19 protein-coding genes and 1 pseudogene are annotated in these 20,390 nt (G+C 60.6%); 7 read left to right on the top strand and 13 right to left on the bottom strand.

The genetic code is table 11. The features are described from left to right. Nucleotides 1-38: 38 nt before the first annotated feature. From IT775_RS21330 to IT775_RS17715, 4 genes are all read right to left on the bottom strand, one after another. The gene (locus tag IT775_RS21330) at nucleotides 39-497 is read right to left on the bottom strand and encodes a thiamine pyrophosphate-dependent enzyme (protein WP_246525698.1); all 459 of its coding nucleotides are present in this window, start codon (nucleotides 495-497) and stop codon (nucleotides 39-41) included. Nucleotides 498-548: 51 nt separating this feature from the next. Beyond that, the gene (locus IT775_RS17725) at nucleotides 549-1,517 is read right to left on the bottom strand and encodes a thiamine pyrophosphate-binding protein (protein WP_246525697.1); all 969 of its coding nucleotides are present in this window, start codon (nucleotides 1,515-1,517) and stop codon (nucleotides 549-551) included. 334 nt (nucleotides 1,518-1,851) lie between these two features. Further along, nucleotides 1,852-2,016, bottom strand: coding sequence for a hypothetical protein (locus IT775_RS17720; RefSeq protein WP_212702571.1), 165 nt, complete (start codon nucleotides 2,014-2,016; stop codon nucleotides 1,852-1,854). 40 nt (nucleotides 2,017-2,056) lie between these two features. Continuing rightward, nucleotides 2,057-2,527, bottom strand: a complete 471-nt coding sequence (locus IT775_RS17715) for a phosphate-starvation-inducible PsiE family protein (RefSeq protein WP_212702570.1) — start codon at nucleotides 2,525-2,527, stop codon at nucleotides 2,057-2,059. A 652-nt stretch (nucleotides 2,528-3,179) separates the two neighbouring features. Between IT775_RS17715 and IT775_RS17710 the strand changes: the two genes are divergently transcribed. Further along, entirely contained in the window at nucleotides 3,180-4,370 is a 1,191-nt protein-coding gene (locus IT775_RS17710; protein WP_212702569.1) for an alpha/beta hydrolase, read from the top strand. Nucleotides 4,371-4,905: 535 nt separating this feature from the next. Here IT775_RS17710 and IT775_RS17705 read toward each other — a convergent pair. Then, the gene (locus IT775_RS17705) at nucleotides 4,906-5,796 is read right to left on the bottom strand and encodes a cation diffusion facilitator family transporter (protein ID WP_212702568.1); all 891 of its coding nucleotides are present in this window, start codon (nucleotides 5,794-5,796) and stop codon (nucleotides 4,906-4,908) included. A 211-nt stretch (nucleotides 5,797-6,007) separates the two neighbouring features. Between IT775_RS17705 and IT775_RS17700 the strand changes: the two genes are divergently transcribed. Beyond that, entirely contained in the window at nucleotides 6,008-8,467 is a 2,460-nt protein-coding gene (locus IT775_RS17700; RefSeq protein WP_212702567.1) for a cation-translocating P-type ATPase, read from the top strand. Between the two features lie 606 nt (nucleotides 8,468-9,073). On the opposite strand, the gene IT775_RS17695 is transcribed toward IT775_RS17700, so the two are convergent. The 4 genes and pseudogenes from IT775_RS17695 to pncB form a co-directional block, all read right to left on the bottom strand. Further along, a complete protein-coding gene (locus tag IT775_RS17695) occupies nucleotides 9,074-10,054 on the bottom strand; it encodes a heparan-alpha-glucosaminide N-acetyltransferase domain-containing protein (RefSeq protein WP_281414374.1) in 981 nt (326 codons plus the stop codon). Between the two features lie 161 nt (nucleotides 10,055-10,215). Next, a pseudogene (locus IT775_RS17690) lies at nucleotides 10,216-11,396 on the bottom strand (IS3 family transposase). Nucleotides 11,397-11,436: 40 nt separating this feature from the next. Beyond that, the gene (locus tag IT775_RS17685) at nucleotides 11,437-12,117 is read right to left on the bottom strand and encodes an NnrU family protein (protein ID WP_212702565.1); all 681 of its coding nucleotides are present in this window, start codon (nucleotides 12,115-12,117) and stop codon (nucleotides 11,437-11,439) included. Between the two features lie 3 nt (nucleotides 12,118-12,120). After that, nucleotides 12,121-13,413 (bottom strand): nicotinate phosphoribosyltransferase, encoded by a 1,293-nt coding sequence (pncB, locus tag IT775_RS17680; protein ID WP_212702564.1) that lies wholly within the window; start codon nucleotides 13,411-13,413, stop codon nucleotides 12,121-12,123. A gap of 125 nt (nucleotides 13,414-13,538) precedes the next feature. On the opposite strand from pncB, the gene IT775_RS17675 reads away from it, so the two are divergent. Beyond that, nucleotides 13,539-14,090, top strand: coding sequence for a DUF1176 domain-containing protein (locus IT775_RS17675; RefSeq protein ID WP_212702563.1), 552 nt, complete (start codon nucleotides 13,539-13,541; stop codon nucleotides 14,088-14,090). A 12-nt stretch (nucleotides 14,091-14,102) separates the two neighbouring features. Here the strand turns inward: IT775_RS17675 and pncA are convergent, their stop codons facing one another. Beyond that, nucleotides 14,103-14,699: a bifunctional nicotinamidase/pyrazinamidase gene (gene pncA / locus IT775_RS17670; RefSeq protein ID WP_212702562.1), complete on the bottom strand. Its 597-nt coding sequence runs from the start codon at nucleotides 14,697-14,699 to the stop codon at nucleotides 14,103-14,105. A 138-nt stretch (nucleotides 14,700-14,837) separates the two neighbouring features. Here pncA and IT775_RS17665 point away from each other — a divergent pair, with 138 nt between their 5' ends. From IT775_RS17665 to trhO, 4 genes are all read left to right on the top strand, one after another. Further along, nucleotides 14,838-15,044, top strand: a complete 207-nt coding sequence (locus IT775_RS17665; protein ID WP_246525694.1) for a hypothetical protein — start codon at nucleotides 14,838-14,840, stop codon at nucleotides 15,042-15,044. Next, nucleotides 15,037-15,417, top strand: a complete 381-nt coding sequence (locus tag IT775_RS17660) for a hypothetical protein (RefSeq protein ID WP_212702560.1) — start codon at nucleotides 15,037-15,039, stop codon at nucleotides 15,415-15,417. The genes IT775_RS17665 and IT775_RS17660 overlap by 8 nt, the downstream gene beginning before the upstream one ends. A 62-nt stretch (nucleotides 15,418-15,479) precedes the next feature. Beyond that, nucleotides 15,480-16,715 (top strand): Hsp70 family protein, encoded by a 1,236-nt coding sequence (locus IT775_RS17655; protein ID WP_212702559.1) that lies wholly within the window; start codon nucleotides 15,480-15,482, stop codon nucleotides 16,713-16,715. 30 nt (nucleotides 16,716-16,745) lie between these two features. Continuing rightward, nucleotides 16,746-17,660, top strand: coding sequence for an oxygen-dependent tRNA uridine(34) hydroxylase TrhO (gene trhO, locus IT775_RS17650; RefSeq protein WP_212702558.1), 915 nt, complete (start codon nucleotides 16,746-16,748; stop codon nucleotides 17,658-17,660). An 86-nt stretch (nucleotides 17,661-17,746) separates the two neighbouring features. Here trhO and IT775_RS17645 read toward each other — a convergent pair whose 3' ends face one another. The 3 genes from IT775_RS17645 to IT775_RS17635 all read right to left on the bottom strand — a co-directional run bounded on the left by IT775_RS17645 (nucleotide 17,747) and on the right by IT775_RS17635 (nucleotide 20,329). Further along, a complete protein-coding gene (locus tag IT775_RS17645) occupies nucleotides 17,747-18,958 on the bottom strand; it encodes an MFS transporter (RefSeq protein ID WP_212702557.1) in 1,212 nt (403 codons plus the stop codon). A 75-nt stretch (nucleotides 18,959-19,033) separates the two neighbouring features. Further along, nucleotides 19,034-19,453 (bottom strand): alternative ribosome rescue aminoacyl-tRNA hydrolase ArfB, encoded by a 420-nt coding sequence (arfB, locus tag IT775_RS17640; protein WP_212702556.1) that lies wholly within the window; start codon nucleotides 19,451-19,453, stop codon nucleotides 19,034-19,036. Nucleotides 19,454-19,705: 252 nt separating this feature from the next. Continuing rightward, the gene (locus IT775_RS17635) at nucleotides 19,706-20,329 is read right to left on the bottom strand and encodes a queuosine precursor transporter (RefSeq protein ID WP_212702555.1); all 624 of its coding nucleotides are present in this window, start codon (nucleotides 20,327-20,329) and stop codon (nucleotides 19,706-19,708) included. Between the last annotated feature and the right edge of the window lie 61 nt (nucleotides 20,330-20,390).

Raw genomic sequence — 20,390 nt, 5'->3', positions numbered from 1 at the left:
GCATCGACGAACTCATGCCCTGGAACTTCGCGGTCGCGTCAAGCCGCGCCGCGTAGGGGATCGCCGAGGCGCTTACGGTCCATTTTGCGATCGAGAAATTGAATATGCTCGGCGCCGTAGGCAGAGTCATTTGCCACTATCACGATTAGGTCCTGGTTCATTCGGACGGCGGTGTTGAACTCGTTAATACCCCCCATCATGAAGCCGCCGTCGCCGGTGAAGAGCACTACGGGTCGGGTCGGCACCGCGTAGCCCGCTCCGATGGCGACCTGTAACCCGAGGCCGATGGAGCCGAAATTGGTCGTGGCGATGAAACTTTCGGCGTTGGGGCAGGACACACGGCACCAAACCTCGGTCATAAATCGCCCCCCATCGGTGGTCAGGAAACGGTCCTTGGGCAACACCTCCTCAAGCCGGTCTAGCACGTACTCGAAGTTCACGAAGCCGGGTTTGGTCTCGTCGGGATTGCCTTTGGGATGGGCGGTCAGCACTTCCATGTCCAGTTCGGCTGTGAAGCCGCTTCCGGGGATTTCGGCCTCATCGAGCCATCAGACGATATTGTCCGCCGTCAAACCAGCATCGGCCACGAGCGCGGCGTCTGGATGATAGTTCTTAGCGACTTCGGTTACGGTATCGTTGATCTGCACCACGCGCTTGCCCTTCATCAGTGCCCCCTTGTCGGTGGTGAAATTGTGCAGGGACGTGCCAAAGGCGATGACGCAATCGGCCTTGGCAATTGCGTCATAGGCGGCGGGCGTCGAAAGCGTGCCGAATATGTCGATGTTGTAGGGGTGATCGTTGAACATCCCCTTGGCCTTGAGGGTGGTGGCAAGTGGGGCCTGCAGACGGTCCGCTAGCTTCTTGATCTGCTCGACCGCGTCCTTGGCGCCGATACCGGCCAGGATGATTGGCCGTCGCGCGCTCGCAATCATGCCCACGGCCTCATCCAGGTCATCGCCCTCGGGCACGTAGGCGGGCGCGGTGAAAGCGGGGAAGACGTGCCGGGTGTGCTCCACCTCCTGCCACATGAAATCAATGGGCATGTTCAACACGATAGGCCGCTTTTCCACCTGCGCCCGGTAGATGGCATGGGCGACATCGTAGGAGGCGGTCTCGGGCGAGCGCATCTGTTCGAACCCAGCGCCCGTGATCTTGACAGTTTCACGCTGGTCGATGTTCTGCAGATTATGCGGGTTGGACACGGCGGTATCCCCTGCCAGCAACACCATCGGCACATGGCCACGTGCGCCCTCGGTCAGGGCGGTGACGCAGTTGGTCAGCGCCGGGCCATGAGTAACAGTGGCGATGCCGACTTTGCCCGCAACGCGGCCATAGGCCAGAGCCATCAGAACCGCGCTGCCTTCGAAGGCCACGGGCACGAAGGTTGCGTCGCCGGCACGCACGAAATGATCGACCATGAAAAGATTGGCATCGCCCATCAGCCCGAACATCGTGTCGAAGTCATGGTCTGCAAGGGATTGGGCAATGGATTGGTAAACATACATGTTGCTGCTCATCGGTTGTCTGTCTGTGTGGGCTTTCGAGTTCTTATCGAACTACCGATGCGGAGATTTCGCAAACTTCCAGTTCGCAAAGGGAGTTCTGCGTAAAATGCGCACAATTTGGCGGAACGGTGCGCGGTCCTCGCGTTTTGTAGTTTTCGCGAAGACGGTCCTCTTCTCAAAATCTACCAGGGGCTCGTGACCGCAGTTTGCTGTGTTTGGTCCCGACGTCTGCTTCTGGGACGGGGCGAGGGCTTTGCAAAGCCCCCTTTCTGCGCAAATCCGTCGTTGGTCCAAGCTACAGCGAACGACCACTTTCAGCCCGAAGCGGACGTGGTCGACCGGTAGGTCAGCGCTGCGTCACCTGGGGCACGCTCGCCCCGCCGACCCCGACCGACAAACCAATCTCGAGCTTGTCGTCGCCAAACACGTCTCTTAGATCAATCCCCATGTTCAGGCAGGCGGTGCCATTTGCGCGGTTACCAAGTACAGGTGCCGAGATGTTCTGAAGCACGGCGATGACGGTAGATTTGCTGGTTGCCCAGATCGAACGGTCAGCTGCGCTTTGTGATCAGCCAGTACGTAATTCCCAATGCAAGAACGACGGCCGCCGTTCCATAAATATATGGCGGTGTGATTTGGTCATAGTCGAATATGATGACCTTCCGTGCGATTGCCATCAAGGCCGTCGCGACGACCAGCCGTACCGGGATCACGTTGGTGCTGAGATACATGCTGATATTTACGAATATCTCAATCGCGATCAGCACCGCGAGGAAGGAACCGAAGGTCGCCAGGAGGTCGCTGATCTGCAACAGCATGAAGGGCGGCTCTGTAACGCGTTGGTAGAGGACGAAGATCACATCGCCTAGGCCCCATACAATAACCATCACCATAAGTATTGCTAGAATCTTGACCGCGAAGCGAATGATCCAGTGCAAATAGCGGATCGTTGCATCCTCATGTTCGAGATGCAGGTCGTGACCTGGTTCACGCAAACCCAATTGGTCTTTCTCGTCAGCCATGTCGCCTCCAAGTCATTTTCGGCTGAACTGACGCTACCCGACAGACCGGCCGTTGCAGCCCCACCCCAGTGTTCCGGTTTGAATGTTAGAGCATGACTGGCTGTAGGTCTATCGGGGCCCTGTTTTCAGAAACCGACCACTGAAGTCCTCTGCACTTCGCGTCTGCGTTGGGCCGGAAGCACCAATTGCCAATGACGCCCAAGATGTCGGCAAAGTCCGCGTAGCAGGCATTGGTGTCGTCCGCCGCAAATATCGGTTTCCAGCCCGAAGCGGTCCTGGCTTGCCTCTGAATACCGATTTCGCGGCAGGGCCTGCCTCGGTATGGCGGCGCCTGAGCGCAACTCACCCTATCACCAGAGCGGCAAGCGATCCGACGACATTTCCTATGTCGGCAAACAACACGTACGCCGCTGCGCTGCGCATCGCGTGGGATCGCGCTGTTTAGTATTTGCAATCAATCGACCCGTCTTGGAGAGCCCAGCAATGCTGGTTGATCCTGGTGGACTCCTTCCCTCCGGTCCCACTCAGAATGGGCGCTTGGCCTTTGCGCTGCTTGAAGAAAGCCTCTTAGAGCGGTTGGGATTTCCTTGCTTTGTCTTCAGGCCGCCGATTAATCTTTGGTAGAGATGAGGTGCTGCAGAGGCGCCAGGATATGATCTACTCCTTTTACGACAACAAGTTAGACATCAAACGCTATGCATTGATGCGGGGCGGTGAGAACATCCCTGTTGAGCCGCAGGTTTTTGATATTCTCCACGTACTGGCCGAAAACGCGGGATCTCTGGTAACCAAGGATCAGTTGATCGAAGCAGTGTGGGAGGGGCGGATCGTCTCAGAAGCGACAATCAGCGCGCGGATCAATGCGGCGCGAACGGCTGTCGGGGACAATGGACGGGACCAACGGATTATCCGCACGGTTCCGAGGCGCGGGTTCGAGATGGTCGCGGAGGTAAGCATTCAGGAGAACGCCGGCCCCGTGACAAGGCCCGAGTTGCGTCAGACAATCCGTTACGCCGCTTCGGCAGACGGCACCAGCATTGCGTGGTCGAGTGCAGGAGAAGGAACGCCGGTTCTCTATGCCTGGCATCACCTGTCACACTTGGAAAAGGACTGGTACAGCGGATTGCTGCGCCGGGGTTTGACGGCTCTTGCGGAAAAGCACCGGCTGATCCGATATGATATCAGAGGAGCAGGCCTATCGGACCCGATCAAGCGCGAAGATAGTCTGGAGCAGCATGTGGACGACATGATTGCCGTCGCCGATGCCGCAGGCCTCGATCGCTTTCCGATCATCGCGACCCTGCAGGCTGCTGCCGTTGCGATCCGTCTGGCCGCAAGGTGGCCCGATCGCGTTTCGCGCCTCGTTCTGCACAACGGATATGCTCGAGGCAGGGCCACGCGCGAGAACGCTCCAATAGATTCCGCAAACGACCCATTTATAGCGCTTCTCAAGAGCGGCGGCTGGGGGGATCCGGATAACGGCTTCATGCGTGCCTGGGCAACGATGGTGCTGCCAACGATGTCTTTCGACGAGACAACAGAGCTCATTCAACTCATCGCACATGCCTGCTCGACCGAGGATGCCTTGTTGCAGCGAAATCTGATCGACAACCTCAATGTCCTGGATGATTTGGCAAAGGTGCGCGCGCCAACGCTCGTGATCCATACACAAATGTGTACGATCCACCCGACCGCTGAAGGGCGTCGTGTGGCTGCCGGGATTCCTGGCGCCGAATTTCTGGAAGTGGACAGTTCGAACTCCTTCCCGATCTCGAGCGACCCTGCATTCGGCCGTATCTTCGACGCAACGCTAGAATTTCTGGATCGAGATAAGGAAAACTGAAGGAGGATCTTGGTCGTCATATGGCGTTCGAAGGGAATTCTCTTCGACAATCCAATCAGCAGCGGCGCAACTCCCTCTCTTCGAGCGCAAGACGGACTTTCACAACCCTTTCTCAGTGACCGCATTGGGCCGAATACGTGCGATTTAAAAGGCCCGCCCGACCCTGAGTTTGCAAAGTCAGCTTCCTGCGCAAAGCCGCCGTTGGTTCAGGTCGCAGCGAACGATCACCTTCAGCCCAACGCAGCCGATCATCAAAGGGCTTTTTCGTGTCTGCGTCGAACAGTCCGTCGGTTTGCGGTAAACAAAGATGCTTCATCTTGCTCACGAGTTGGGGCCTTCGGCAAATCCGGTGCGGTTCTGACTACCCGTTGTCCCGCGCGGTGCTTAGTCCTTTAGTTGTTCTGAGAACTTCCAACAGGGGGGGCTGTCCCCGATGAGACTGATTTTTTAGGAATCTGGATACCTGATAAGTATCTGGAGTGCCCGCGGGATGAGCTAGAGATTCTTGGAAAACAAGGCCGGTCCGGATCCCGCGTCAGTCAAGCACGATGATACCGGTGTGTTTCGATTTGTGCTCCGGCTCGACGTGGATCGTGACATTGGTGTCGGGAACGGCCTTGGCGACCGCGGCCTCGACACGATCACAAATCTCGTGCGCGTCGAACACGGACATCTCGCCCGGAACAACAAGGTGGAATTCCACGAAGGTGGCGCTGCCGGCGTGACGGGTTCTGAGATCGTGCGCCTCGACAGCGCCGTGCGCCTCGGCCGATATGGCCTGGCGTATCTGTTCGAGCGTCTCGTCTGGCACCGCCTCGTCCATCAGGCCGCTCAGCGATTCCTTTACCACCCGCCAGCCGGACCAGAGAATGTTGACCGCAACCAGCGCCGCCATCACCGCATCGAGCACCCACCATCCCGTCACCAGGGCAAGCAGCACGCCACCGGCAACGCCCGCCGAGGTCACGACATCCGTCCACAGATGCCTGCCATCCGCGACCAGCGCGGGCGATTTCAGTTTCTGGCCCTGTCGCACAAGCACCCACGCCCATACGCCGTTCAGCGCCGTCGCTGCCCCATTGACCAACAACCCTTCGATCGGCGCGTCAAGCACCCGCGGGCTCATGAACCCATGATATGCCTCGCGCAGGATGAAAAGCGCGGCGACGATGATCATGACCCCTTCAAGCACCGCGCTGAAGAATTCGGCCTTGTGGTGGCCGAAGGGATGGTTCGCGTCGGCGGGACGTGCGGCCACCCGGATGGCGATGAGGGCGGCGAAGGCCGTTGCGAGGTTGACCGTGCTTTCCAGCGCGTCCGACAGGAGCGCGACAGATCCCGTCATCCACCACGCCAGAACCTTGAGGCCAAGCACAAGGCAGCCGATCAAAAGACTTCCGGTGGCCAGTTTCAGCGCAGCAGACATAACATTCCCCTTCAGTTGTGCCTGCCCATACAAGGTGTCGGAAAGTCCCTCAAGTAACTAAATTCGCGAATAATAATGACACTCAAACGCAATCCGGACCTGTTGGGCCTGCGCCGCGCTCGTCCGGATGAGACGAGTTGACTGCCATTCGGGGCAAGCCATAGGCTTTTTCGGACACCCGCTGAGAAACCTAAGAACGGGAAAGCACGACTTGCAACGTAAAGCTCCTCTCGAACGACTCGAAGGATTGTGGACCGAGTTCGAGGGTATAGATGATACCGGGGTGTCGGCACGACGCGCCAAATACGGGCCGAATACGATTGTAGCCGAGACGTCCTCGAGCTGGCTGGAGATCGCGCGCAGCACGGTGCAGGACCCGATGATCTGGTTTCTTGTCGGGACTGCCGCCCTGTTTCTCTGGCTCGGGGATTACACAGAGGCGGTCGTTCTTGCTGCTGCCCTGATCCCGATTGTCGGTATGGACGCCTATCTTCACCGGCGCACTCAGGCTTCAACAGAGGGGCTTCGGGCGAGGCTCGCGTCCCATGCGCGTGTGATCCGGGGCGGGCAGGAGCACGACATTCCCTCGACGGCCCTCGTTCCGGGCGATCTCGTCATCGTTCCTGCGGGCGCCTACTTTCCGGCAGACGGCCTGATCTTGTCCGGCAGCGCCCTTCAGGCGGACGAGTCCACGCTCACCGGCGAGGCTCTGCCGGTTCGGAAAAACCCGATTGCATGCCCCCCTGCCGGCCCCTGGGAGGCGACAATCGACGGGGAACACTGGGGCATGGCCGGCACGCGGTTGCTGACCGGGGAAGCCCGTGTGCGCATCGCATTGACTGGTAGCGAAACCCTCTATGGAGAAATCGCACGGCTTTCCAGCACGACGCGAGCCGAACGGACTCCCCTGCAGGAGGCGATCGCACAGCTCGTCCGGATCCTGCTCGTTGCAGCGCTGTTGCTCTGCGCAATCCTCGCGGTCATCCGGTATGTGCAAGGTTACGGCGTGGTCGATGCCCTCCTGAGCGCGGTCACCCTCGCGATTGCGGCGCTGCCCGAGGAATTTCCTGTCGTTTTTTCGTTCTTTCTCGGGCTCGGCGTCTATCGTCTCGCCAAGCAGCAGGCTCTGGTCCGCCGGGCCGTTGTCGTAGAAAACATCGGCCGGGTTTCCTGCATCTGCACCGACAAGACAGGTACACTGACTGAAGGGCGGCTCTTGCTCGACCATGTCGTTCCCGCCGCGGGGCTGAGCCGGGAAGACGTCCTTACCCTCGGCGCGACGGCCTCGAGAACGGAAACAGAAGACCCGCTGGACCTGCTCCTTCTGAAGAACGCACGCCCCCTAGCCGGACAAGTCGAGGCGGTCTTCCCCTTCACCGAGGATCGGCTCCGCGAAGTGTCGGTTATGCGCGTCGCGGACAGCGCATGGCGCGTGGCAATGAAAGGCGCGCCCGAAAGTGTGCTTTCGATGACCGGCCTGTCGGAGCGGGAGCGTGAGGCCTGGCTGCACCGGACACAGGACCTCGCCGCTACGGGTCACAAAGTCATTGCCGTTGCGGCCCGGTCGCTGCAGAGCTGGTCCGGCGCAGAACCCGAAACCAGTTACGATTTCGCAGGTCTTCTTGCCTTCTCGGACCCGGTACGGCCGGGCGTCGCCGATGCCGTGAAAGAAGCGCAGCAAGCCGGGATTCGCGTGATCATGATCACCGGGGATCATTCCCGGACGGCAGCGGCGATTGCCAAGGAGATCGGCATCGGCGCGGCAGAGCCGCGGGTCATCGACGGTGCCCAGCTGGCCGAGCACCTGCAACTTCACAAGGGTGCGGAGGTCGGTTTCGACGTCGTCGCCCGATGCACGCCGTCCCAGAAACTCGCGCTCGTCGAGGCGCTCCGGGAAAAGGGAGAATTGGTCGCGGTTACCGGCGACGGCGTCAATGACGCCCCCGCGCTTCGTGGTGCGGATGTTGGCATCGCGATGGGGGAACGCGGAACGCGATCGGCGCGCGAGGTGGCCTCGATCGTACTTCTCGACGATAATTTCACGACGATCGTGCGCGCGATCGCCGAAGGCCGCCAACTGTTCACGAACCTTAGACTGAGCTTCGCATATCTTCTTATGCTGCACGCCCCGCTGGTGGCGACGGCAGCCTTGATCCCGCTTCTGGGATATCCGCTGCTATACCTGCCGATCCACATCGTCTGGATCGAGCTTATTATCCATCCAACGGCCATGCTGGTTTTCCAGAACCTGCCATCGCGGGACGCGCTGGCGCGTTCCAACCGGCGGCAGCGGTTACGATTTTTTTCCCCGGCGGAGTGGGCCAAGATCGGAATCGTCGGCGCCATCGCCATCGCGATCATCATGGGTGGCTATGTTTATAATCTCGGCACCGAATTCGATGTCCCGCACGCGCGATCGATGGCGATGGCGGCACTCATTACCGCGAGCGGAGCAATGACGGCGGCGCTGACGCGGCTTGGCTCGCGACCCGCCGTGATAGCATCGGTGCTTCCTGTCATATCGGCTTTCGTCATCATCCAGATCGAACCGATAGCCGCAGTTCTGCACCTGTCTCCGCTCCACTTCATTGACTGGGCAATCGCATTGCTCGGAGGGGGTATCATCAGTGCAGGGGCTGCATTTTCCCGGCGAGAAGGTGCTGAGCCTTGACGACACGACCGTGCTGGAAAACTGGGAATCGTTTCACGGTTATGTGTTTCCTCTTCCCGAGATTCATTAAGGTCTCGAAGCTGCCGTCCGCTGCAAAAGTACTGATGGTTAGCTACGGGCGTTCGCCAAACTTTGCAAAGTCCGCTTCCTGCGCAAAGCTGCCGATGGACTAGGTCACGGTGAAAGTCCGTTTCCCGCCCTTCTCTGTCTACCAGGCTGCAGGCTCCCCCAGCAGTGCATGAGGATCTAAGCCCGCGTACAGAGGCGATGCGCAAGATGGATGGGATTGATGAATACCACGCAATCTGTCTCGATGCCTCGGCATCGGCACGTCCACAAGTCGGCTGGGCGCACTTCTTTTGGCATGGTGATCAGACGTTGGCGCGAATTCACGTCGCTGCCGGGCAGGCCAGGTGACATCAATTTATGTCTGTGCGGGAGCAGTCAGTTCCCGTCCAAACAACTTTTTCCCAATACAAGACGCGTCCAATTCTGGTGCTCTGGTCAATCCCAAACTCGTAGACGCCTGTTGTGAATACAAAACCCGCGAGGAGTACTTCAGGGAGGATCAAACCAGTTCCAGTCAGTTGTGGCTCGTAAATAAGATCAGTCGCGCGCCAGGATTTCCCTGGTGGCTGCGCGCAGCGCTCTTTCTCCGCGTAGTAGGGCGGGCCTGAATCTAGGCTTTATGAGAACACTGTAGGCCATGCTAAGTGGGTACATTGCGGCGAGGCAAAGCACAGCAAGACTTATCCCATGTGTGAGCGCCGGTTCCTGTCCTGACAGGCGGATTGCAAATAAAAAAATAAAGAGACGTGTGACGTAACACATGAGCGCTGATTGCCCGAAGGTGATCAGAACGGCGTCCAGAATACCAAAGTTATATCTCTGCAAAAGGGCGAGAAGCAGACAGTTCACACCGGTGGCATAGACAAGAAGCAGGAGATGAGGCGGATAGCGTCGCAGATGGAACGCCTCGATCAGCGAAGCAGGCCTGTCCAGGAGCGATGCGATAGCAATCCCCAAAACAAACAGCTCCAGGGCGGAAAGACCAACAGGTATGAGCATCGCCTCAAAGCGCTTGCGCGATTCCAGAAAAAGGCGTTCGAGAATAAGGCCACAAAGCGTCATCCCGAGCCAGGGAACTGGCGTATACAGGATGAACGCATCAGGCCAGTGACCAGGTATGGTCAGCGCTGCAATCCAACTTGGAACAGACCTGGTCACATCCGGATAGGTCAACAGCGGCAGGTAAAGCTCGGGTGCCAGCAGAACCAGACCTGCAAATGCCATGACGACAGGTGTCGAGTATCGCATGAGGATGCTTGCCAGGATCATTGAAGTGGTCAAAGAAAATAAGACCCCGTGGAATCTTGTTGGCGCACTGGCATGCAAAAGGAGTGACCACGAGATCTCAGTAAATACCAATCCGTCTTCGGCGAGCTTCCATCCAAGATTGATGACGGTGAACTGCAGCACTATGAGCAGGATGCCGCGCGTCAGAAAGAAGGACTGGAGGCGTGCCGGCTGCCATCCGGCCTTAGATCTGGCGCGGTCAAGCAAGGTCATGCTCATCCCCTTGACCAAGAAAAAAACGGTGTCGCGCTGTGGTTAATGTATCGCACAGCAAATGCAGCCGTGTCGGTATAGGCGGATTGGGGGCGGTGCCAGAACTCCGTGCTCGATGTGCCAAGCGTTATGGCAATGGCATGGCTGATCAGCCCCACCTGAGTGGTCCAGCTTAATTGTTAGTGCATGACCGGCCTCGGGTCCATCGGGACGATGGTTTCCGGGGCTGGTGGGCGGTAGCCCAGAGCGCTGTGCGGTCGTTTTGTGTTGTAGTGTTTCCTCCATTGTTCGATCAGGATCTGAGCCTCACGCAGGCTGTAGAAGACCTCGCCATCGAGCAGTTCATCGCGGAACCGGGCGTTGAAGCTCTCGCAATATCCGTTCTCCCAGGGCGAACCTGGTTCGATGCAGACCGTTCTGGCACCGACAGCCTTGATCCAATCCTGGACGGCCTGAGCTACGAACTCGGGGCCGTTGTCGGAGCGGATGAAGGCAGGGATGCCGCGCAGGATGAACAAGTCGCTCAAGGCATCACTCACGTCGCCCGAGTTCAGCTTGCACTTCACCTTGATCGCCAGGCATTCTCGGCTGTGCTCATCGAGGATGTTCAACGTCCTGAGGACCTTTCCATCCTCCGTCCGGCAATGCACGAAGTCATAGCTCCAGACATGGTTGCGATGCTCGGGCCGGAGCCGAATGCAGGATCCGTCGTTCAGCCAGAGCCGTCCCTTCTTCGGTTGTTTGATTGGCACCTTGAGCCCCTCCCGCCGCCACAATCGTTCGACACGTCTGTCGTTGACCTCCCAGCCCGCCTCTCTCAGCAGAGCTGCAATACGCCGATAGCCATAGCGGCCATACTGACGAGCCAATTCGATCAGGTCCGACACCAGGCAGTCCTCGTCGGCACGCCCTCGCGGCTGGTGTCTCTGGGTGGACCGATGCTGCCCCAGGACGCGACAGACGCGGCGCTCGTAGACCTTCATCTGGCTGCGCACATGATCGATACAGGCGCGACGGCGAGTGGGGCTCAGGGGCTCCGCCCGTTCCGGCCTGAAACGGTCCACTGGACCGTTTCCGAGACGGCCCTCACTCCCTTGGCTGCTTCCGTCAGGATCTGCTTATCCAAGGTCAGATCCGACACGGCTTTTCTCAGCCGGTCGTTCTCTTTCTGAAGCCGCTTGAGTTCCTTCAACTGGTCGGTTCCCATGCCGCCATACTGCTTGCGCCAGCGGTAATAGGTTTGCTCGGTTATGCGAACCTCCCGGACCGCGTCCACGCGTGCCATCCCTTGCCCGACAAGAACCTCAACCTGCCGCAACTTAGTGACAATTTCTTCGGGTTTGTGACGCTTGTTCGCCATTTCTGATCCGCCGTTTTCCTAAACATGACGGTGGACCAACTCAGTGGGGAAGCATCAGGTATGGCGAAACGCCGAAGATCAGCGGATGCAGGCGCAGCAGCGCCGCGTATGTGAGAATTCCGAGGATCGCGCGCAAAGCGGCTTCGGGCAGGGACGCGGGGCTGTGAAACAGCGGCCCGCTGCGCAATGCCTGTCGCTGCCGTTCCCATTCCGCGCCCATCTCGCGCCGTTTGCGCCGGTCGATCAGGCGCATCCCCAGCAGTGAGAAACCCGCGAATGCGCCGAACAGGATCACGTGGGCCAAGTCACCATTCGGCACGATATGCGCCAGCGCCCATATCGCAAACGCTGCGAGGATCGGGTGGCGGGTCCAGCGGATCAGGCCGGGGTGGTCGGGGGAAAACCTGTCGTTGTGCGCACCGCCGAAGGAAAACGGATTGGGCCGCGCGATGGTGAGCGCCAGCAGGATACAGACCATTCCCATCGCGATCAGAGGTACATGATTTTGCCACGGCGCCCAGTCCCACAGCGTTACGGTCGGCGCGCGGCCCGCCGCCGTCAGCAGCCAGTACAGAACCGCCAGCGACAGGATCGAATAGGCGATGGTGAAGCCGCGCGGCCCGAGGACCGCGACGATGCGGGATTTCACGGCGGGGCGGATCGGCAGGCTGTGCGACAGGAAGAAACCGGCGAAAGCGGCGATGAATTCCAGCCAGCCCATCGTTCAGACCTCGACCTTCAGCGCCTGTTGCCGTCCGACACCGAACACCCGCTTGTAGCGGTAGATTTCATCCGCCGGACCCATCGCCTTGTTGGGATTGTCCGACAGCTTCACCGTCGGCCGACCATTGGCTGACACCGCCTTGCAGACCAGCGAGAACGGCGCCAGCGCATCGTCCGGCGTCAGTCCGCGGAAATCGTTGGTCAGCAGCGTGCCCCAGCCGAACGAGGGCCGCACCCGGCCGGCAAATTCGGCCTGCAACTCCTCGATCTTGTCGACATCCAACCCGTCGGAGAAGATCACCATCTTCTGTCTCGGGTCCTCGCCGCGCGATTTCCACCAGTCGATGGCGGTTTCGGCGCCCTTCGACGGATCGCCGCTGTCGATCCTGATCCCGGTCCAGCCGGCCAACCAGTCGGGTGCGTGTTCTAGAAATCCCTCGGTGCCATAGGTGTCGGGCAGGATGATGCGCAGGTTCCCTTCGTGTTCCTCGTGCCAGTCGGCCAGAACCTGATAGGGGGCCTGCGCCAGTTCCGCGTCGCTTTCGGCAAGCGCCGCCGTGACCATCGGCAATTCGTGCGCGTTGGTGCCGATCGCTTCGAGGTCGCGTTTCTTGGCGATCAGGCAGTTCGAGGTGCCGACGAACTTGTCGCCCAGCCCCTCGACCATCGCCTGCACGCACCAGTCCTGCCACAGGTAGGAATGCCGCCGGCGGGTGCCGAAATCGGCGATCTTCAGCCCGTCGATCTGGCGCAGCCGTTCGACCTTTTCCCACAGCTTGGTCATCGCGCGGGCATAGAGCACCTGCAGTTCGAACTTCTTCATGTCGTTCAGAACCGCGCGGCCGCGCAGTTCCATCAAGACCGACAGGGCCGGGATTTCCCACAGCATGACCTCGGGCCAGTTGCCCTCGAAGGTCAGTTCGTATTGCCCGTCGCGTTTTTCCAGGTGGTAATCGGGCAGGCGCAGGTTTTCGAACCATTCCATGAAATCGGGGCGGAACATCTGCCGCTTGCCATAGAAGGTGTTGCCGCGCAGCCATGTGCTTTCGCCGCGGCTCAGCGACAGCGACCGGATATGGTCAAGTTGTTCGCGCAATTCGCCTTCGTCGATAAGGTCGGCCAGCCGGAGATGTTTGCTGCGGTTGATAAGAGAAAAGGTGACCTGGGTGTCGCGGCTGTTGCGGAACACCGACTGGCACATCAGCAGCTTGTAGAAATCGGTGTCGATCATCGAGCGGACGATCGGATCGATCTTCCACTTGTGGTTCCAGACACGGGTGGCAATATCTACCATCGGCGTTCCCCTTTCGGGATTGGTTAAACCAATCTGCTAAGCCCTTGGCAAGGCAGGACGTATTATCGTGATATCTGCCAGCAATTGGTTCGCTGGGCAGTTCGGGTTTAGGAAAGGTTTTTGGAATGAAATTTGTTTTGGCCGCTTCGGTGGTGTTGTTTTCTTTGGCGGTGCCGGTGAAGGCATCATCCGGCCTGTTCTGGGAATACGGATCCTGGACAGTATACGTGGACGATATCGACACTGGCGAAGATCTGCGCCGCACCTGTGTCGCGATCACCGGCGGCGATGGAATGCCGACCGTGAAGGTCGAAATCAGCGACGGCGATGCCGGACCGCCCCACGCCTATCCGTCGGTGGTGATCAACGAAAGCGCGATACGCGGGTATGGCACCGTAATGCAGGACGGGCAGGACGCCTATGTCCGCTTCGATGACGAAGACAGCATGGACGGCACCGTTGCCGGATATTTCGACGATGAAGGTTTCGCCCAGGCCGATATCGCCTTCCATTCGCCCCAAAGCCAATGGGTGTTGCAGGCGATGCGGCGCAACGGACAGATGGACGTGGTCGTCGCCCATCAGGAATTCTTCACCGCCTTTCTTGACGGCTTCACCGCGTCCTATCTGAAAATGATGGAACAATGCGGGTTTGACGGTACAGGCGTCGTCGAATGATGCCTGCGGGGGTCAGTTCAGGCTGACGCCCACCTCCCTCATGCCCGCCATCGCCGCCGCCAGCGATCCGTCAAGGTCGATGGCGCGGCACAGGTCCGTGCGGACCGTCACGTCGAAGCCCAGCTTCGCCGCATCCACGGCCGAGAAGTTGACGCAGAAATCGGTGGCGAGCCCCACCATGGTCAGTTTTCCGATGCCGCGCGTACGCAGATAGCCCTCCAAACCGGTCGGGGTTTTCTGGTCGTTTTCGAAGAAGGCCGAATAGCTATCGATGGCGCGGCGGAACCCCTTGCGCAGCACCTGGTCGGCCCGGTCGGTGTTCAGCTCGGGGTGAAACACCGCGCCCTCACTGCCCTGCACGCAGTGGTCGGGCCACAGCACCTGCGGGCCGTAGGGCATATTCGTCATTTCCATCGGCGCCTTGTCCGCGTGTTGCGAGGCGAAGGAGGAATGATCGCCAGGATGCCAGTCCTGAGTCAGCACCACCGCGTCGAAATCTTCCATCAGCGCGTTGATGCCGGGCACGATGTCGTCGCCGCCGGGAACCGCCAGCGCGCCGCCGGGGCAGAAATCGTTTTGCAAGTCGATCACGATCAGGGCTTGGGTCATGGGTGTCTCCTTCGATCAAGGGGTAGCAGGCTGCGGCAGCGGGTCAAGCGGCAGATTGACTCCTAAACGGTACCAAGGTACCTAAATAGCATGAAGAGAATAGAAAGAGTACAAACCGGGCTGCGATTGGAAAAGCGCATGCTGAAGGTTCTGAAGGGGCTGGCCGAGCATCTGGATATCAGCATGGCGGAGCTGGTGGAGGGCATCACCCTGCACGCGCTGGAGGGCAAGGCGCCGCCGTTCAGCCCGACCGTCCTGGAAAAGATCGAAATGCTGAAGCAGGTCTATGATCTGGACCTGACGTCTGAGGATGCACACAAGATCGGGGAGGCGGAGGATGAGTGATTACGCAGCAAAACTTGCCGCGCTGGATGACGGTACGCTGAACCCGGCGGAATTTTCCCATCGCGACCATGTCGGCGTTACCATCCTCGCTTTGCAGCAGGGGGATTTCTACGACGCGCTGGCGCGGATTTCGCGGGGGCTGCGGGATCTGACCAAGGCGGCAGGTGTGCCGGAGAAATTCAACGCAACGCTGACCTTCGCCTTTGTCAGCGTGATCGCCGAGGCCCTGCCGGACCAGATCGACGATATCGACCGGGTGATCGACGCCCACCCGGAAATGATGGCGCCCGACGCGATTTCTGCGCTGTACGGGGCCGAGCGGATGTACTCCGATATCGCCCGCAGGCTGCCGGTGCTGCCGCTGGCCGGCTGACCCCTTGCCGGGCGCGCGGGATTTGCCTAGAACCGGCTCTTTCGCAACAAGGGGTAGGGCACATGGCCGTCCTGGCAATCGACTTCGGAACCTCCAACACCGCTGCCGGGGTTTGCGTGAACGGCGCGCCTTACCTGATCCCGTTGGAACCGGGTGAAGCGACCTTGCCGACGGCGGTGTTCCTGGATTTTGCCGCCCGCAAGACGTTGTATGGCCGCCGGGCCGCCCGGGCGATGATCGCGGGCAATGACGGTCGCTTCATGCGGTCACTGAAATCCGTGCTGGGCACGCCGCTGGCGCGGGAAAAGCGGCAGTTCATGAACGAGAAGCTGACCCTGATCGAAGTGATCGCGCGGTTCCTGCAGGAAATCCGTATCCGCGCCGAAACGGCCACCTATCAGACCTATGACCGGGCCCTGTCCGGCCGTCCGGTGCGGTTTCATTCCAGTTCAGAAGAACGTGACGCGCAGGCGCTGGTCGATCTAACCGAAGCCTATCACCTGGCCGGGTTCACCGATGTGGCGTTTCTGCCCGAACCAGAGGCGGCGGCGCTGGCGGTGGGCGGCGAGGGGCGCAACCTGATCGTCGACATCGGCGGTGGCACGTCGGATTTCACGCTCTGTGACCGGCAGGGCGGCGAGACGCGGATCATTGCCAGCCGGGGCGTGCGCATCGGCGGTACCGATTTCGACAAGGCGATCAGCCTGTCCCATGCGATGCCGCTGCTGGGCTATGGCGCGCAGATCGGCAATGAATTGGGGGCGGGGCACCATACCGCGCCACGATCGCTGTTTCGGGATCTGGCGACCTGGGAAAAGATCACTTTCGTCTACGGTGCGCCGCTGCTGCGCGATGTGCGCAGATGGGAACGCCTGGCGCCGCAGCCGGACCTGTTCGCCCGGCTGGGCGAGGTTCTGGAGATGCATCTGGGCCATGACGTGGCCTATGCGGTCGAAGCCGGCAAGATCGCTGCGAACGGCGCCGAGGATGGCACGATCAGTCTGGACACGGTCGAGCGCGGCCTGGCCGTGCCGCTGCCGCGCGACGTGATGCAGGCGGAGCTGGCGGATTTTGCCGATCAGGTCGCCAGCCATGCGGTGCAGACCGTGACGGATGCGGGCTGTGACCTGACCTCGGTGGATCGGATCGTCTATGTCGGCGGGTCCAGCCTGATGTCGGTGATCCGCGACCGGGTCGAGGCGCGGTTTCCCAATGCCGCGCCGGAAACGTCGGAGGTGTTTACGGCCGTGGTGGATGGGCTGACGCTGGCCGCCGAAACTGCGTTCGAACGCTTGTAGCGAAACGGCAGAAGGCTTACATCGTCCCCCATGCATATCGTTTGCGCGCTTTATCATTTCACCCGGTTTTCCGATCCGGCGGCCCTGAAGCCGGCGCTGCTCGACCTTGCGCTGGCGCAGGGGGTGACCGGGTCGCTGCTGCTGGCCCATGAGGGCATCAACGGTACCATCGCCGGATCGCGGGCGGGGATCGACGCGATGCTGGCCCATATCCGCGCCCTACCGGGCTGTGCCGATCTGGAGTGGAAGGAAAGCACCGCGTCCGAACCGCCGTTCCCGCGCATGAAGGTGAAGCTGAAGCGCGAAATCGTCACCATGGGCCAGCCCGATGTCGACCCCAAGGCGAGGGTCGGGCACTACGTTGAACCGCAAGATTGGAACGACCTGATCCGCAGCCCCGACGTGGCCGTGATCGACACCCGCAACGATTACGAAGTGGCGATCGGTACCTTCGAGGGCGCGGTCGACCCCCAGACCGAGAGCTTCCGCGATTTCCCCGCCTGGTGGGAGGAAAACAAGCACCGGTTCCACAACAAGCGGATCGCGATGTTCTGCACCGGCGGCATCCGCTGCGAGAAATCCACCAACTTCCTGATCGGCCAGGGGGTGGAGGATGTCTATCACCTCAAGGGCGGAATCCTGAAATATCTCGAAGAGGTTCCGCAGGAGGACAGCAGCTGGCAGGGCGAGTGTTTCGTCTTTGACGGGCGTGTGTCGGTCGGGCACGGGTTGGCCGAAGGTCCGCATCTGATATGCCACGCCTGCCGCCGGCCGATCCTGCCCGAGGACCGGCAGCGCCCCGAATACGAACATGGCGTGTCCTGCCATCACTGCATCGGCGAGACCAGCGAGGCCGACAAGGCTCGGTTCCGCGAACGGCAGAAGCAGATCGAACTGGCGCGCAAGCGCGGCGAGAACCACATGGGCGGCGCGCGCGGCGTCTGAGCGGGCTTGGGGGTGCTGCCCCCGCCGTTGAAAATCGGCGCGATTTTCAACGACTCCCCCGGGATATTTTTGAAAAGAAGAAGCGGTCAGGCGGGCAGGGGTGCCGGGCGGATCGAGCGGAACAGGATCGTCATTGCGATCAGGATGTTCAGCAGGTTCCAGCCGATGCCGTTCCAGAATGCCATCTGATAGCTGCCGGTGACATCGTAGATCCAGCCCGACATCCAGCCGCCAAGCGCCATGCCGATCACCGTGGTCATCAGAACGAAGCCGACGCGGCTGCCCGCCTCTTTCGCGGGCATGTATTCGCGCACGATAACCGCGTAGGATGGCACGATGCCGCCCTGGGCCAGGCCGAAGATGGTCGACACGACATAGAGCGACACCAGCCCGTCGAAGGGCAGGTAGAGAAACAGCGCCAGCATCTGCAGGGTCGAACCGATCAGCAATGTGCGCAGGCCGCCCAGCCGGTCGCTGAGAAGGCCCGAGATCAGCCTTGACGCAACCCCGCCCAGCAGCATCAGCGACAGCATTTCGGCACCCACCGCGGGGCCATAGCCGAGATCGACGCAGAAGGACACGATATGGACCTGCGGCATCGACATCGCGACGCAACAGCCGATCCCGGCGAGGCCCAGCAGGATCACCAGCTTGGTGTGGCTGAAGCCGCTCGATTGTGCCCGTGCGCTCGAGGCGGCGTCGGATCGGGCGGTGGCCTCGAGCGGCACGCGGCGGCGCAGCAGCTGGGCCAGGAGCAGGACCGAGACGGAACAGATCATCGCCAGCAACAGGTAGACCCCACGCCAGCCGTGGCCGGCCTGGAAATCCGCCAGCACCACCGGCCAGAACGCGCCCGAGAGGTAATTGGCGCTGGCGGTGATCGCCACCGCGATGCCGCGGCGTTTGAGGAACCACAGCGACACGTCGGCGATCAGCGGGCCGAAGCTGGCGGCGGTTCCCAACCCGATCAGCAGGTGCAGCGCCGACAGGACGAATACCGTGGGGCTGACCGCAGCCAGGGCAAAGCCCGCCCCGATCAGGATCGCAGACGCGCTCAGCGCCCAGGTGATGCCAACCCGGTCGACGATGGTGCCGATGAGGAAATTGCCCAGGGCGAAGCCGACCATGGTCAGGATATAGGGATAAGAGGCTTCGGCGCGGTCCAGTCCGAATTCCGATTGCACCGCGGGCATGACCACGATGACCACCCACATGCCGACATTGCCGATCAGCCCGATCAGCATGGAAAGACCCAGCCGGGTCCAGGAATAGCGGCTGTCTAGTATGTCGGCTCCCATGGCGGGACTATTGCCCGGAATGCGGACACGCGGAAAGACCGTATTAATCCCGTACTACCGGATTCGCCGGGGCCGCTAGTCGTCCGTGATCCGGCCACGCAGGGCCTTGACCTCGCCGCGCTGTTTCTTGGCCTCTATGCGGCGGCGCTGGCTGCCCTTGGTGGGCTTGGTGGGGATGCGGCGCTTGGGCCGTTCCAGCGCTTTCAGGATCAGGTCGACCAGGCGCTGCCGGGCAATATCGCGGTTGCGCGCCTGGCTGCGGGTTTCGTCGCATTGGATCACCAGCGCGCCCTCCTTGGTCCAGCGCCGCCCGGCCAGCCGTTTCAGCCGCGCCTTCACGGGGCCGGGCAGGGACGGACTGCGTTCGGCTTCGAAACGCAGTTCGACCGCGGTGCTGACCTTGTTCACGTTCTGGCCGCCGGGGCCCGAAGCGCGGACGAACTGTTCGGTCAGTTCCCAGTCGGCGATGGTGATGGTGTCGTTGATCCTGAGCATGTCGGTACTCTAACGCGCCGGGGAAAAAGAGTAAGGGCCGCCCTGCTCGGAGCGACCCTTGAGAGAAAAGGAGGTGGAGCCGGTTAGGCGCTCACCAATTCGGAAAATTTACAACCAAGGGTTGCCTCAGACGCTTGCCTTCCGAACTGTTCCGACACCTCTCTCCGCTATCCCATTAGACACAAGAGCACCTCCTTTCTAAGTTTTCGATAGGAGAATCGTGCCACAGATTTTCGCAAAGTCAAAACAAAATCATGTGGCAGGTGCCGTAAGTTTCCCCACGATGATGCGGAAAGGCACAAGTGCTATGATGGCGAGCGACAGTTTGACCAGCCAATCGGCAACGCCCAGCGAGACCCAGAGCGGCACGGTCGGACCGGCGCCCAGAAGTGGCAGGGTTTCGTTTGCCCAAGATACGTCGTTCGCCGGTTCGATGAAGCTCAGCCCGGCCGAAAAGGCGACAGAGAAAAAGATCGCGGTATCGAGCGACGATCCGACCAGGGTCGAGGCCAGCGGCGCGCGCCACCATTTGCCGCCGCGCAGACGGTCGAACACCGCCACGTCGGTCAGTTGCGCGGTCAGGAAAGCGAGGCCGGAACCGATTGCGATGCGCAGCGTTACCAGCGGGCCGAATTCGCCCATGATCTGGGTGCCGATCAACGAACAGATGACCCCGGTGACGAAACCCGCCACCACGACCTTGCGGGCCGGGCCGGGGCCGTAGACGCGGTTCATCACGTCGGTCACCAGGAAGGCGAAAGGATAGGTGAACGCCCCCCAGGTCAGCCACTGGCCGAACAGGAACTGGACGAAGATATTCGAGGCCAGCACGATGGCGGCCATGGCAAGGATGCCGGGAATATGTGTGCGGTTCATTTTTCGATCCGTTTTTACATGGTAGCGGCGACATGGTTCCCGGTCTCGCGGGAACGAAAGG

This window comes from Thalassovita aquimarina, assembly GCF_018219815.1.
In the GTDB taxonomy this organism is placed as follows: domain Bacteria; phylum Pseudomonadota; class Alphaproteobacteria; order Rhodobacterales; family Rhodobacteraceae; genus Thalassobius; species Thalassobius aquimarinus.
This window is presented reverse-complemented; position numbering and strand designations above follow the sequence as displayed.